The organism is Rhodoferax sp., assembly GCF_034519335.1.
In the GTDB taxonomy this organism is placed as follows: domain Bacteria; phylum Pseudomonadota; class Gammaproteobacteria; order Burkholderiales; family Burkholderiaceae_C; genus Allorhodoferax.
Genome location: NZ_JAXHOL010000044.1, coordinates 139,186 through 153,512, shown reverse-complemented (window position 1 = coordinate 153,512; position 14,327 = coordinate 139,186). Strand labels below are relative to the sequence as shown.

Annotated in this window: 15 protein-coding genes; 12 read left to right on the top strand and 3 right to left on the bottom strand. The window is 61.2% G+C overall.

All coding sequences use genetic code 11. From position 1 onward, the window contains the following. Positions 1–62 precede the first annotated feature (62 nt). The 12 genes from U5O12_RS20005 to U5O12_RS19955 all read left to right on the top strand — a co-directional run bounded on the left by U5O12_RS20005 (position 63) and on the right by U5O12_RS19955 (position 11,802). The gene (locus U5O12_RS20005) at positions 63–869 is read left to right on the top strand and encodes an IclR family transcriptional regulator domain-containing protein (RefSeq protein WP_322580340.1); all 807 of its coding nucleotides are present in this window, start codon (positions 63–65) and stop codon (positions 867–869) included. Between the two features lie 78 nt (positions 870–947). Further along, on the top strand, positions 948–1,583 hold the full coding sequence (gene trhA, locus U5O12_RS20000; protein WP_322580339.1) for a PAQR family membrane homeostasis protein TrhA: 636 nt from the start codon (positions 948–950) through the stop codon (positions 1,581–1,583). 78 nt (positions 1,584–1,661) lie between these two features. Continuing rightward, positions 1,662–2,900 (top strand): DEAD/DEAH box helicase, encoded by a 1,239-nt coding sequence (locus U5O12_RS19995; protein WP_322580338.1) that lies wholly within the window; start codon positions 1,662–1,664, stop codon positions 2,898–2,900. Positions 2,901–2,975: 75 nt separating this feature from the next. Then, positions 2,976–3,464, top strand: a complete 489-nt coding sequence (locus U5O12_RS19990; protein WP_416221532.1) for a low molecular weight protein-tyrosine-phosphatase — start codon at positions 2,976–2,978, stop codon at positions 3,462–3,464. Between the two features lie 53 nt (positions 3,465–3,517). Continuing rightward, the gene (locus U5O12_RS19985) at positions 3,518–3,847 is read left to right on the top strand and encodes an ATPase with chaperone activity (protein WP_322580336.1); all 330 of its coding nucleotides are present in this window, start codon (positions 3,518–3,520) and stop codon (positions 3,845–3,847) included. A 217-nt stretch (positions 3,848–4,064) separates the two neighbouring features. Continuing rightward, the gene (locus tag U5O12_RS19980) at positions 4,065–5,069 is read left to right on the top strand and encodes a sn-glycerol-3-phosphate ABC transporter ATP-binding protein UgpC (protein ID WP_322580335.1); all 1,005 of its coding nucleotides are present in this window, start codon (positions 4,065–4,067) and stop codon (positions 5,067–5,069) included. A 65-nt stretch (positions 5,070–5,134) separates the two neighbouring features. Further along, positions 5,135–6,436 (top strand): ABC transporter substrate-binding protein, encoded by a 1,302-nt coding sequence (locus U5O12_RS19975; protein ID WP_322580334.1) that lies wholly within the window; start codon positions 5,135–5,137, stop codon positions 6,434–6,436. A gap of 102 nt (positions 6,437–6,538) precedes the next feature. After that, entirely contained in the window at positions 6,539–7,543 is a 1,005-nt protein-coding gene (locus U5O12_RS19970) for a sugar ABC transporter permease (protein WP_322580333.1), read from the top strand. Further along, positions 7,540–8,712, top strand: a complete 1,173-nt coding sequence (locus tag U5O12_RS19965; RefSeq protein WP_322580332.1) for a carbohydrate ABC transporter permease — start codon at positions 7,540–7,542, stop codon at positions 8,710–8,712. Before U5O12_RS19970 ends, U5O12_RS19965 begins: the two co-directional genes overlap by 4 nt. A 23-nt stretch (positions 8,713–8,735) precedes the next feature. Then, complete coding sequence (locus U5O12_RS21275; RefSeq protein ID WP_416221531.1) at positions 8,736–9,191, top strand: alpha-amylase family glycosyl hydrolase; 456 nt, start codon at positions 8,736–8,738, stop codon at positions 9,189–9,191. Beyond that, entirely contained in the window at positions 9,082–10,389 is a 1,308-nt protein-coding gene (locus tag U5O12_RS19960) for an alpha-amylase family glycosyl hydrolase (protein WP_416221539.1), read from the top strand. Before U5O12_RS21275 ends, U5O12_RS19960 begins: the two co-directional genes overlap by 110 nt. Positions 10,390–10,449: 60 nt before the next feature. Then, positions 10,450–11,802: an MATE family efflux transporter gene (locus U5O12_RS19955; protein WP_322580331.1), complete on the top strand. Its 1,353-nt coding sequence runs from the start codon at positions 10,450–10,452 to the stop codon at positions 11,800–11,802. A gap of 6 nt (positions 11,803–11,808) precedes the next feature. On the opposite strand, the gene U5O12_RS19950 is transcribed toward U5O12_RS19955, so the two are convergent. The 3 genes from U5O12_RS19950 to U5O12_RS19940 form a co-directional block, all read right to left on the bottom strand. Then, complete coding sequence (locus U5O12_RS19950) at positions 11,809–12,696, bottom strand: SMP-30/gluconolactonase/LRE family protein (protein WP_322580330.1); 888 nt, start codon at positions 12,694–12,696, stop codon at positions 11,809–11,811. Beyond that, complete coding sequence (locus U5O12_RS19945; RefSeq protein ID WP_322580329.1) at positions 12,687–13,466, bottom strand: SDR family oxidoreductase; 780 nt, start codon at positions 13,464–13,466, stop codon at positions 12,687–12,689. Before U5O12_RS19945 ends, U5O12_RS19950 begins: the two co-directional genes overlap by 10 nt. 70 nt (positions 13,467–13,536) lie before the next feature. Next, on the bottom strand, positions 13,537–14,271 hold the full coding sequence (locus tag U5O12_RS19940; RefSeq protein ID WP_322580328.1) for a FadR/GntR family transcriptional regulator: 735 nt from the start codon (positions 14,269–14,271) through the stop codon (positions 13,537–13,539). Positions 14,272–14,327 lie beyond the last annotated feature (56 nt).

The window sequence follows — 14,327 nt, the reverse complement described above, 5'->3', positions numbered from 1 at the left end:
GCCATTTGCGCGATGATTGGAGTGCTTGCTCGATAATCGCGCAACATCACCAAGGCCACCCCATGACGCTGACCGACACCCACCCCGGCATTGCCAAGGCCGACCTGATTGCCGGCATGGCCAAAGGCATGGCCGTGCTGGAGAGTTTTGACACCGAGCGCCAGCGCCTCAACGCCACATTGGCGGCCCAGCGCGCCGGCATCACGCGTGCCGCGGCGCGCCGCCACTTGCTCACGCTGGCCTATTTGGGTTATCTGGAGACTGATGGCAGCTACTACTGGTTGTCCAGCAAGGTGCTGCGCTTCTCGGGCAGCTACCTGGCGTCAGCGCGCATGCCGCGGGTGCTGCAGCCCACGCTGAACCGGCTGGCGGCGCAGACGCAGGAGTCGTTTTCGGCCGTGGTGCTGGATGGGCACGAGGTGGTGATCGTCGCGCGCAGCGGCAACGACTGGCGCAGCGCGCCCTCGGGCAAGACGCAGGTGCTGGCCTACGGGCTGCACCTGGGCGCACGCCTGCCTGCGCACGCCACCTCCACCGGGCGCCTGCTGCTGGCGGCCCTGCCCAAGCCGCAGCTTGCCGCCTGGATCAAGGCGCAGCCGCTGCGCCGTCTGACGGCGCACACGGTGACCGACACCAAGGCGCTGCGCCAGAGCATTGACGCGGCGCGCAAACAAGATTTCTTCCTGGCCAGCGAGGAGCATGAACTGGGCGTGCTAGCTCTGGCCGTGCCCCTGCGCAACGCGCAAGGGCACACGGTGGCTGCCCTCAATGTGGTGGCCGCACCGCACCGCTGGACGGCGCAAGACCTGCTGCGCGATCTGCTGCCGGTGCTGCAGGATGCGGCGCGAGAACTACGCCCGCTGTTGTGAAGCTGGTAGCTTGTTTTCGCTTACATGCGGAGGGTCAACGGTTATCGCAGGCCCGACCCAAGCTGCGACAATCGGGACATGACCGCACGACTCCAAAGCTTGGGTGAAGAAATCGCCAACAGTGTCAGCCATGGGCTGGCGCTGCTGGCGGCCATCGGTGCTGCGCCATTCTTGATTGCGGCGGCGCGCGACCTGGGCCCGGCCAGCCAGGTGGGGGCCGTGGTGTTTGCCGTCACCATGGTGCTGCTGTATTTCACCTCCACGCTGTACCACGCCCTGCCCAATGGGCGCGCCAAACGTGTGTTCCTCAAACTGGACTACTGCGCCATCTTCCTGTTCATTGCTGGCAGTTACACCCCGTTTGCGCTTGGCGCTCTCTACGGCGCCTGGGGCTGGACCTTGTTTGGCCTGGTCTGGGCGTTGGCGGTGGTGGGTGTCATCCTCAAGTCCACTGACAAACTCGAGCATCCTTGGGTGTCCACGGGTCTGTATCTGTGTATGGGCTGGCTGGTGCTGATTGCCGCAGTGCCCTTGGTGGAGCGTGTGCCCTTACAAGGCCTGGCTTGGTTGGTGGCCGGTGGCTTGGCCTACACCCTGGGGGTGGTATTCTTTGTGCTCGATTCGCGTATCCGTTATGCGCATGCGATCTGGCATGGCTTTGTGGCGCTCGGCACCGGCTGCCACTGTGTCGCCGTGATGGGTTACGCCGGCTGAGCCCCGTGTTGCCCGGCCTGCTCCACCCTCGTTTTTTTCTTCTTCACCCTGCTTACTGCCCCATGGGCTCTCCACGTCATGCCATTTTCTGACCTCGGTATATCCCCCGCACTGGCGCATGCCATGGTGCTGCAGGGCTTTGTTTTGCCCACGCCCGTGCAGGCCCAAACCGTGCCCGTGGCCTTGGGCGGGCAGGACGTGCTGGCCTGCGCGCAGACCGGCTCCGGCAAAACCGCTGCTTACGCCATGGTGCTGCTGGCGCAGCTGGCCAGCCGCGCGGGCCACAAGCCCCGCCAGGCCACTGCATTGGTGGTGGTGCCCACGCGCGAGCTGGCCACCCAGGTGGGCGACACGCTGCGCACGCTGGCCCAGCATGCCGGCCAGGCGGCCCGCGTGACGGTGCTGTTTGGTGGCGTGTCCATCAACCCGCAGCTCATGGGCTTGCGTGGTGGCACTGACATTGTGGTGGCCACGCCGGGCCGTTTGCTGGACGTGATTGACCACCGTGCGCTGAGCCTGGGCGGCGTGCAGACGCTGGTGCTGGACGAGGCAGACCGACTGCTGGACTTGGGCTTTGCACAAGAGCTCGAGCGCATTCGCAGCCTGCTGCCTGCGCGTCACCAGAGTCTCCTGTACTCAGCCACTTTTTCTGCGGACGTGCGTGCCATGGCACAGGCCAGCCTGCACAGCCCGGTGGAGGTGAATGTGGTGGCCGAGGATGGCGAGCAACCCGATATCGCCCAGCGTGCCATCCAGGTGGACGCCAGCCAGCGCACCCAGCTGCTGCGCCACCTGATTGCCGAGCAGGGCTGGAGCCGGGTGCTGGTGTTTGTGGCTACCAAATACGCTGCCGAAATGGTGGCCGACAAGCTGCGCCGCGCAGGCCTGTTGGCCGAGCCTTTTCATGCACAGCTCAGCCAGGGCAAACGCACCCAGGTGCTGATGGACTTCAAGGACTCGGCCATTCAAGTGGTGGTGGCCACTGATGTGGCGGCGCGCGGCATCGACATCAGCGACCTGCCGGTGGTGGTGAATTTTGACCTGCCGCGTTCGGCCACTGACTACACCCACCGCATTGGCCGCACTGCGCGCGCTGGCGCCAGTGGCTTGGCGGTGAGCTTTGTGACGGCCGACATGGAGTCGCACTTCCGCCTGATTGAAAAGCGCCACCGCATCAGCATTGCGCGCGAACAGGTGGCGGGTTTTGTACCCACAGCCACGGCGCCCGTGGCCACACTGGGTGGCGGCATCAAGGGCCATCGCCCCAGCAAAAAAGACAAGCTGCGCGCAGCCGGCTTGTTGCCACCACTGGCATAGTTGCTATATTTTTAGTAGCTGCTCGCGCAGTATCTATGGGCATTGAAGCCTGATTTTGCATATATGAGAGGTGTCGTGGCGCAGTTCACGGTGTTGTTTGTGTGCATGGGCAATATCTGCCGCAGCCCGACCGCCCATGGCGTCATGCGCCACAAGGTGGCTGCACGCGGCTGGGGAGGCCGTGTGCAGGTGGATTCCGCGGGCACCCACAACTACCACCCCGGTGAGCCGCCGGACGCCCGGAGTCTTGCCCATGCCAACCGCCGCGGTTACGACTTTGCGGACCTGCGGGCCCGGCAAATGGTGGAGGAAGATTTCGCCCGTGCCGACCTGATTCGGGTGATGGACTGGGACAACCTCGCCCTGGTTCAGGCCATGTGCCCGCCGTATGCGCAAAACAAGGTGCGGCGCCTGACCGAGTTTTGCCAACACCACGAGGCTCCCGTGGTGCCCGATCCCTATTACGGTGGTGATGCGGGGTTTGAGTCTGTGCTGGACCTGGTCGAAGACGCTTGCGACGGCGTGTTGTTACATCTGGAGCAACTAGGCAAGCCGCTTTTGTAGGTCGCCGCAACGGCCATGGACTGGTCGGAGGGGAGGGCGCGCCACAATGGCCTATGACCGACAACACCCCCCACATCGACATTCCCCCTTCTTTTTTGCAGCTGTATGTGCCCATCGGGCGCAGCAAACCCACGGCCCCGTGGAGCCAAGTGTTGGCGGACTACGAGCTGTGTGAAGACATGGCGCAAATGTTGGCCCCCACTGCGGCTGATCTGCAATTCAAACTTGGCGTAACAGAGCAGGACGTGATCGAACGCTGTTACGGCGGGTTGCGTACAGAACCCTGCGTGCTCAATGAGCAGCAATCGCGCTGGGTCGTGCAACGAATGGCTGAAATTTTGTCGTGGCCGTGGCAGAATCTTGAAAACGTTGTCAAAACGTAACCAATCGGTAACTTTATTGCTAACCCGGACTCGCCTCCCTTGGGTTTTCCGCCGGTGTGGGATCTTTGTACAAAATCGGTTTTGTTTTTGCTAAAAACATGCGGAAAATGCCTCGAATTGAGGGTTTTCCCGAGGTGATTGGGTAGGTAATTTAATTACCATTCAGGAAATCTTGTTGCAGCCACTCACTGGCCGCGCACCCGTCAGGAGCATGCATATGAGTCAGTCCGATGTCCGCTTGCGCGGAATCGTCAAAAACTACGGCAAAGCGGATGTCATCCATGGCATCGATCTGGATATCGAACCCGGGGAGTTCACCGTATTCGTCGGGCCTTCGGGCTGTGGCAAAACCACCTTGTTACGCATGATTGCGGGCTTGGAAGAAATTTCTGGTGGTGATCTCAACATTGGAGGCGTGCGTGTCAATGAGCTCGGCCCTTCCGAGCGTGGTGTGGCCATGGTGTTCCAGAGTTACGCGCTCTACCCGCACAAGACCGTGTTCGACAACATGGCCTTTGCGCTGAAGATTGCCAAGACTCCCAAGACTGAGATTGAGCGCCGCGTGCGCGAAGCCTCAGAAATTTTGCAGCTGACCGAATACCTGGATCGCCTGCCAAAGGCCCTCTCGGGCGGCCAGCGTCAGCGCGTGGCGATTGGCCGGGCCATCGTGCGGGACCCCAAGGTGTTTTTGTTTGATGAGCCCTTGTCTAACCTGGACGCCGCCCTGCGCACCAAGATGCGCGTGGAGCTGGCCACATTGCACCGTCGCCTGGGTGCAACCATGATTTACGTCACGCACGACCAGGTCGAGGCCATGACCCTGGCCGACAAGATCGTGGTGCTCAACAAGGGCCGGGTGGAGCAGGTGGGGCGCCCGCTGGAGCTTTACAACAAGCCTGCCAGTCTGTTTGTGGCAGGCTTTATTGGTTCCCCGCAGATGAACATCTTGGGTGGTGACTTTGCCGCTCGCCACAACGTGGCCCACGTGGGCTTGCGCCCTGAACATCTCAAGGTGGTGGCTGGTGGCCCGATCCAGGGCACGCTCAAACATTCCGAACAACTGGGCAATGAAACCTTTGCGTATGTCAGCGCAGGTGAGCACGGTGAAGTGACCGCCCGCATGGACGGCACGCTCGCGCTGGAGCCGGGTAGTCCGATCGCTTTGGGCTTTGCGCCCGAGCATCTGTACCGCTTCAACGCAGAAGGCAAACGCGTCGACTGACCTGCGCCACATCCAATTTTTTAAGTGCTGCGGATGGGCCGCAGTACACCAAGAGGAGAGAGACGATGTTCAAGAAATCCATGATCGCCGGGGCTTCGGCTTTGGCATTCGGCGCGCTGGTCAATCCAGCACTGGCCGCAGACTACAAGGGGCCTGACCTGAAGGGTGAGGTCATCACCATCACCTGCCCCTGGACTGGTGCCGAAGAAGGCATGTTCAAGAAGGTGATTGCCAATTTTGAGAAAGCCACCGGCGCCACCGTGAAGCACTCCTGCTCACAAAGCTCCGAGCAGCAGATCGTGATCGACATCAAGGCGGGTTCGCCCTCCAACATCTCGGTGTTCCCCCAGCCCGGTTTGGCCGCCAACATGGCCGCCATCGACGGCCTCAAGCCCCTGGGCCCGAAGGCACAAGAGTGGGTGAAAAAGAACTACGCCGCTGGCAGTTCTTGGGCTGATCTGGGCACCTACGCCAACAAGGCAGGCAAAAAAGAGTTTTACGGCATGTTCTACAACGTGAACGTAAAGAGCCTGGTCTGGTACTTGCCTGAGAACTTCAAGGAAAAGGGCTACAAAGTGCCCAAGTCCATGGAAGAGCTGCAAGCCTTGACCAAGAAAATTGCCGCCGATGGTGGCAAGCCCTGGTGTATCGGCCTGGGCTCGGATGCCGCCACTGGCTGGCCCGCCACCGACTGGGTGGAAGACATGATGCTGCGCACGCAGACGCCTGAGGTGTATGACGGTTGGGTCAGCAACAAGGTCAAGTTCAACGATAAACGCGTGGTTGAAGCCATCGAAGCCTATGGCTGGTTCGCCAAGAACGACGCCTATGTAGACGGCGGCGCCAAAGCCGTGGCCACCGTGAGCTTCAAGGACAGCCCCAAAGGTCTGTTTGGTTCGCCACCCAAGTGCTACATGCACCGTCAAGCGTCGTTCATTCCCGCCTTCTTCCCTGAGGGCAAGGCTGACGAAGCAGACTTCTTCTACTTCCCGTCTTTCGCTGGCAAGAAGCTGGGTAACCCGGTCCTGGGCGGCGGCACCATTCTGACCATCACCAAGGACAGCAAGGGCGCCCGCGCTTTCATGGAATACCTGCAGCATCCCCAGTCGCATGAAATCTGGATGGCCGAAGGCGGCTTCCTGACTCCGCACAAGGGTGTAGATTTGGCCAAGTACAAGACCGCATCGCTGAAGAAGCAAGGCGAAATCTTGCAAAACGCCACCACCTTCCGTTTTGACGGTTCCGACCTGATGCCCGGCGCAGTGGGCGCAGGCAGCTTCTGGAAGGGCATGGTCAACTACTCCGGTGGCCAGTCCGCCCAGCAAGTGGCGGACGAAATCCAGAAGAGCTGGGACGCCATCAAGTAAGCCTCTCCTCTGACAGCGCCGTGGGGCGCGTCTTCCGGCCGGCGGCTTGCGGGCTGCCGGCCTTTTTGAATACCAATCGCGCTACGCACAAGAGTGGGTCCCATGACCGATCAAATCCTCCAGACCCTGACTGCGGTGGTGGTCAGCATTGCGTTTTGCCTGCTGTACTTTGCCGGCTCCAATTTCCTGCTCGACAAGATCGTTCACCTGCCAATAGGCAGCAAAAGTGGGCGCGAGCAAATGCGTTCCAGCGTGCGGCCTTGGTTGTTTCTGGCTCCGGCACTGTTTCTGCTGGGCACGTACCTCTTGTATCCGCTGTTTGAAACCTTCCGTCTGAGTTTTTTCGACGCGACGGGCGAGCAGTTTGTCGGTTTGGCCAATTACCAATGGGTGTTGGTGGACCAGAATTTTTTGATCACCATCCGCAATAACTTCATGTGGCTGCTGGTGGTGCCTGCGGCCGCGACGGGCCTGGGGCTGGTGGTTGCGGTACTGGCCGACCGTGTGTGGTGGGGTGGCTTTGCCAAATCCATGGTGTTCATGCCCATGGCCATCAGTTTTGTGGGTGCCAGCGTGATTTGGAAGTTTGTCTATGACTTCCGTGGGCCCGACGCAGAACAAATCGGTATCTTGAACGCCATCGTGATGGGCATGGGGTTTGAGCCTCAGGCCTGGGTGACGCTGCCCTTCTGGAATAATTTCTTCCTCATGGCCATCCTGATTTGGATCCAGACCGGTTTTGCCATGGTGATTCTGTCTGCTGCATTGCGCGGCGTGCCCAACGAAACGATTGAAGCGGCGCGTATTGACGGCGCCAGCGAGATCCAAATCTTCTTTGAAATCATGGTGCCGCAAGTGATGTCCACCATCCTGGTGGTGTGGACCACCATCACCATCACCGTGCTCAAGGTGTTCGACATCGTGATGGCCATGACCGGTGGTCAGTGGGACACCAGTGTGTTGGCGAACCTGATGTACGACTGGATGTTCCGTGGCGGTGGCGACTACGGGCGCAGCTCGACGCTGGCCATGGTGCTGATGTTTGCGGTGATTCCGGTCATGGCTTTCAACATCCGCCGGTTCCGCACCGAGGAGGCACAACGATGAAAAAATACTTCACCTTGCCGTCGCTGGCCGCCCAAGCCTTGCTGCTGGCCATTGTGCTGGTGTGGGTCCTGCCCACGTTCGGCTTGTTTGTCTCCAGCTTCCGCGACAAGCAGCAGCTGGTCTCCAGTGGATGGTGGACGTCGTTGTCTACCCAGACGCGTTCGGACATGCGCCGCACCGGTGGCGCGCAAAGTGCTGTGCAGGAGGGTGACAAGACCGTCATCAAAGGGCTGCTCTTTGGCGAGCAGTCTGAGGTGCGCATCAAGCAGTTCTCGCTCAAGTCGTCCAACCCCAAGGAGTTTGCCGTGGGTACCGTGGCTGAGGTGGGCGACGGCCAGGTATTTGACGAAGAAGATGGCAAGCCCGACGGCACGCTGACCGTGGCGGCCGATGGCGCCTACCGCCTGGAGCTCAATGCCCCGTACGACAAAGACCGCGGTATCCGCGTGTTTTATGTGGCCGAATCGCCCCCGGTTTTCTTGACGCAGAATTACGAAAAGGTAGTCTCTGGCGAGGGCGTGGGTCAGGCCTTTCTCAATACCTTCAAGGTCACCATTCCCGCCACCTTCATTCCCATCCTGATTGCAGCCTTTGCCGCGTATGCCTTCAGCTGGATGGAGTTTCCTGGGCGCAAGTGGTTGTTCGTGGTGGTGGTGGGTCTGCTGGTGGTGCCGCTGCAGATGTCGCTGATTCCGCTGCTGCGCCTGTACAACCAGTTGGGCGAGACCTTTGGCATGGAGTCCAAGTCCTACCTGGGGGTGTGGCTGGCGCACTCGGCATTTGGCCTGCCATTGGCTATCTACCTGCTGCGCAACTACATCGCCTCTTTGCCGCGCGACATCATTGAGAGCGCGCGCATGGACGGAGCCTCGCATTTCCAGATCTTCACGGGCATTGTGTTGCCCCTGTCCATTCCGGCATTGGCCAGTTTTGCTATCTTCCAGTTCCTCTGGGTCTGGAATGACTTCCTCATCGCGCTGGTATTCCTGGGCAAGGCGCCCGACCAGATTGTGTTGACCATCAAACTCAATGACTTGCTGGGTTCGCGTGGCGAAAGTTGGGAAATTTTGACCGCCAGCGCCTTTGTCTCTATTGCCGTGCCGGTGGCGGTGTTCTTCTCGCTGCAGCGCTTCTTTGTGCGTGGCCTGCTGTCCGGCTCTGTCAAGTAACGTTTTTCACATCTCTTTTCTCTATGACCAAAGCATCGAATGACAACTGGTGGCGCGGCGGCGTCATCTACCAAATTTATCCACGCAGTTTTGCCGACAGCAATGGTGATGGCATTGGCGACCTGGATGGTATTACCGCCAAATTGGACTATGTGGCCGCCCTCGGGGCAGACGGTATTTGGCTGTCGCCCTTCTTCAAGAGCCCCATGAAGGACTTTGGCTATGACGTCAGCGACTACTGCGACGTGGACCCCATGTTTGGCACCGTAGCCGACTTCCGCACGCTGGTGGACCGCGCCCACGCGCTCGGGTCTGAAGGTCATGATCGACCAGGTGCTCTCGCACAGTTCCGACCAGCACCCCTGGTTTGTGGAGAGCCGCTCCAGCCTCACCAACCCCAAGGCCGACTGGTATGTGTGGGCCGACGCGAAAAGCGACGGCACGCCGCCCAACAACTGGCTCTCCATTTTTGGCGGTAGCGCCTGGCAGTGGGACACGCGCCGCTGCCAGTACTACATGCACAACTTCCTGACCAGCCAGCCCGACCTGAACTTCCATAACCCGGAAGTACAAAACGCCTTGCTGGAGACAGTGAAGTTCTGGCTGGACCTGGGCGTGGATGGCTACCGCTTGGACACCGCCAACTTTTACTTTCATGACGCGCAGCTGCGCGACAACCCGGCCCGTGGACGCCCTGACGGCGAAGACCCCGCGGTCAACGCGGTGAACCCCTACGGCTGGCAGTGGCACAAGCATGACAAGAGCCAGCCCGAGAACCTGGCCTTCCTGCGTCGCCTGCGCGCGCTGCTGGACCAGTACCCCAACACCACCATGGTGGGAGAAATTGGTGACGACGACGGCTTGGGCCGTGTGGCCGAGTACACCAGTGGTGGCGACAAGCTGCACATGGCCTACTGCTTTGACCTGCTGGGCACGGCGCACAGTGCGGCCCACTTCCGCGGGTTTGTACAGCGTTTTGAAGAGGTGGCACCCGGGGGCTGGCCTTGCTGGGCGCTCTCCAACCACGATGTAGTACGTGTAGCCAGTCGCTGGGGCAGCGCAGGCAATGCCGCCCCCCACGATCTGCTGCGCTTGGGCGCCGCCCTGCAAATGAGCTTGCGCGGTTCCCCTTGCATTTACCAAGGCGACGAGTTGGGCCTGCCGGAAGCGGATATTGCGTTTGAAGACCTGCAGGACCCCTACGGCATCACCATGTGGCCCGAGTTCAAGGGGCGCGATGGTTGCCGTACGGCCCACCCTTGGGCCAAGGATTCGGCCGATCTGGGTTTCTCCAGCGCGGCCCAGCCGGCTGTCCCGTGGTTACCTGTGATTGAACCGCACCGAGCGCTCGCGGTGGACGTGCAAGAGCGTGATGCAGGGTCTCTGCTGAATTTCTACCGCACGCTGCTGCGCTGGCGCAAAACCCTGCCGGCCTTGGTCAGCGGCACTCTCCGAGTGTTGCCAGCGCATCCCCAGGTGTTGGCATTTGAGCGTGCTTTCGAAGGTTCGCAACTGCTTTGCATTTTTAACTTCAGTGACAGCACGGTGCCCTGGGAGCTCCCCTCAGACTACGTTGCGGCAGTCGCTGTCCAGGGAAGCGGTTTGGCGGATGTGCCCCGCATCGAAAACATGCTGCAGCTGCCCGCATGGGGCGGGGCCTATTACCGGCTTGGTTAGGTTGTACGCTTCAGGGTTCGGCAACACCGCGGTGGTGGTGCCGGACCTGAGAGTCGTTTGATGTCACCCACCTCCCGCCCGCGTCTCAACACCATTGCCGGCCCACTGCTGGGCGAATTTTTGTTGGGCATGAGTGTGGCCATGGGGGGCTTGTGGTTGGCTTCCCAGACCTCGGATGCTGCGGCCGGCGCCTTCGGCTTGGTGAACCAGATTCTGGAAACCCTGTTTGTGGTGTTCCGTGTGCTGGCGATTGGCCTAGGCGTAGTGGTGACCCAGTACCTGGGTGGGGAGCAGCATGCCGCTTCCCGCCGTGCGGCATTGCTGGCCTTGGGGGCCAGTACTTGGGCCGGTGTGCTGGTGGTCTGTATCGTGGTGGCCGGCAATGACCTGGTCCTCGAGTGGCTCAATGCACCGGATGCCATCGTGGCGTTGGCAGCGCCCTTTTTGCAGTGGTTTGCGCCAGCACTGATGCTCGAGGCTTATAACCTGAGCATGGCCTCCGTGCTGCGCGCCCATTTGTTCTCGCGGGACTCGCTCAAAGTCATGATCGTCATGCACAGCAGCCACTTGTTGCTGGCGGCGGTGTTGATGCGAGGTTGGGGCGAATGGGATGGCATGGGTCTCGAGGGGTATGCCATTGCCATGCTGATCAGCCGGGCCCTGGGCCTGGTACTGCACCTGTGGTTTTGGCGTATTCGCATGCAATTGGTACCTCAGGGGCGCGACTGGTGGACCGCGGGCTGGAAAGATTTGGGCCCCGTCTTGCGCGTGGGTCTGCCCGGTGCTGGTGTGGAGGTCGCGTACCGCGGGGCCTTCATGGTGTCGGTGGCGGCAACTGCGCGCTTGGGTGTGACGGCATTGGCGACCCATTCCTACACGCTGCAACTATTGAAGTACGTGTTGCTTACCAGCATGGCCATTGGCTGGGCCTGCGAGATCATGGTGGGGCGGCTTGTGGGGGCTGGGGATTTGCGCGTAGCCAACGGATTGGTGCGCAAAGCGGTGCGCAATGGCTTGCTGGCTTCCGGGTCTCTGGCGTTGTTGGCCGCTCTGGGCGCACCCTGGCTGATGCGCATGTTTACCAAGGACCCCGCGGTCATTCAAGCTGCGCAAACTCTGTTGTGGATCTCGCTGGTATTGGAGACCGGGCGTGTGTTCAACCTGATCCTCAATGGCGCCTTGCGTGCGACGGGGGATGCGATTTACCCAGCTGCTTCCAGTGTGGCATCCTTGGTGCTCGTGCTGGGTGTCGGGTCATTCTGGTTGGGTCGCCTGTTTGGCCTGCCCGGCATCTGGATGGCCTACGCGATCGACGAATGGATTCGCGGCCTGCTGTTGCTGGCCCGCTGGCTGTGGCGCGGCTGGCTTCCCAACGCGCGGGACAGCCGCCGGCGCTTGCGCGCCGGCGAGTAGCGGCCCTTAGCCAAAGGTGCAGGGCAACACGCCTTGCACACCGGGCTCCAGCACAAAGATGCTGCCAGCCAGCGGATAGCGCTCCAGCGTGGCGTCGTCCAAGCCGATGCGTGCGCTCGTCACCAACAGCTGGTCCAGGTTTGGCCCGCCAAAGGCCATGCTGGTGATCTGCGGTGCTGGCAGGTGGATGGTGCGCAGCAGCGCGCCCGCCGGTGTGAACTGGCGGATGCAGGCGCCGCCCCAGAAGGCCACCCACACATTGCCATCGCGGTCCAGCGTCATGCCGTCGGGCGAGCCTTGTTCGCCGCCGAAGCTGTTCCACACGGTCTTGTTCGACAGCTCGCCCTGTGGCGACAGGTCGTAGCGGTAGACCGTCTCCAGAAAGGAGTCGGTGTGCAACATCCAGCTCGCATCGTGTGCGATGGCCGGACCGTTGGCAATGTAGAGGCCACTTTCCACCACGTTGAATTCGCCGCTGGGCTGCAGCCTTGTGAGGCGGCCACGTTGCAGGCTGGCGTCGTCGTTGTGCATAGATCCTGCCCAAATGCGGCCATGGCAATCGGCCTTGGCATCATTGAGGCGGACCAGCGGCTCATCCGGGTGCGGACTGCCAACGGGCTCGATGCGCAGGCTGGGCTCCAGCCAGAGGCGCACAAAACCCGATTGCAGGCCGGCCATGAAGCCGTCGCCGTCGGTGCGTGGCACCAGCCAGCAAATGCGTTCCGGCATGGACCAGCTCTGGCGCACGTCGGTTGCCGGCGCCCAGGCGTGCAAGGCTTTGCCATGGATGTCGACGAAAAAGAAACGCTCACTGGCGGCGTGCCACAGAGGGCCCTCGCCCAGCAGCAGTTCAGCCGGCCATACGTTCCGAATGGTGGGAGTGCTCAGGTCCATCCGGCGTCCACCACAAAGTCTTGCGCGGTCACCATGCGGCTGTCGTCAGCCGAGAGGAACAGGGCCATGTTGGCTACGTCGCTGCCCACAATGCGGCCAGGCAGGCATTGGTTCTCGTCCATGGCTTTTTCACCGGCTTCGTCTACCCACATGGTGAGTTGCTTCTCGGTCATGATCCAGCCGGGCGACAGGGTATTCACGCGGATGTTGAGCTTGCCCAGATCGCGCGCCAGGCTGCGCGACAGGCCCACGGTGGCGGACTTGCAGGTGGCGTAGACGGGGTAGCCCGCGCCCTTGATCATCCAGCTGATGGACCCCAGGTTCACGATGGCACCGCCGCCCAGGCGCTTCATGCCTTCGACCACGGCTTGGGCAGCAAAAAATGCCGGACGCAAGTTGATCGCGACACGCCAGTCGAAGTCGTCCGGTGTAACGTCGGCCAGGTTGTGGCGCTGGTCGTTTGCCACGTTGTTCACGAGCACTGAAATGTCCCCAAAGCGCTCTGCCGCAGTAGCAATGGCGGCTTGCAAGGCGGCTACATCGGCGGCGTCGCTCTGTAAAAACAAGGGAGTCGGCCCCAGCGCGGACGCCGCCTCTACCACCTTGGCTGCGGCTTCAGCATTGCGCCCGGTGAAGGTGACCTTGGCGCCTTGGCGCGCATACGCAATCACGATGTCGGCACCAATGCCGGAGCTTCCGCCAGTCACAAAGACCGATCGGCCCGCCAAGCTGGGGTACTTGGCAAATTCAGAAAGTGTTGGGGTGGGCATAGAAAAGCTTGGAAAGAATGGAGGGATTGTAGCGAAACCACTTAAATCATCATACAAATAAATGCTGGATTCAATCTTTGAATGGAATAACGGCCCGTTTCATCAGAGAGCGGGTGTCAGACAGCAGGCCCGCCATGCGGTGCAAGGCGCTCTGCGCGTCGCGTGCTTCGATGGCGTCGAACACCTTTTGGTGGTCGGGAAGAGCCTGCTTGAAGTTTTCGGAAGTACGTGCGCTCACGACCAGCAAGGATTCCAATGCGCTGCCAATGATGGCTGCCAGCGGCATCAGCAAGGGGTTGTTGGTGGCCTTGAGTACGGCGGTGTGGAAGGCTAGATCGGCTTGCACCCACTCGCTGATGTGGGTGGCGTTTTGCATGCTTTCCAAGGCCTGCGCAATCTGAGCCAGCTGCTCGGCTTTATGGCTGGTGGCTGCCAGTGACGCTGCTGAGGGTTCAATAATTTCACGCAGCTCGGTCAGGTGCTGCAAGAATTCTGTATCGGCCCCCGTCGCGCAGCGCCAGGCCAAGATGTCGGGGTCCAGCAGGTTCCACTGTTCGGTAGCGCGTACCCGGGTGCCAATGCGCGGGCGCGGCTCCAGCAGCCCTTTCGCAGCTAGCACTTTGATGGCTTCGCGCAGTGCGGTGCGGCTCACCGCCAGCTCGGCGCACAGTTGGTCCTCGTTGGGTAGCAGGGCTCCAGCGGCATACGCGCCGCCGACTACCCGGCGCCCGAGTTCTTGCACCACCTGCCCATGCAGGTTGCGCCCTGCGTAGGTGGCATGGGAGGGGGGTGCGGGGTGCTTCATGGTACGGGGTGTGGGGGGAATGCGGCACAATTGGGATGAATCATCATATGTTTAAA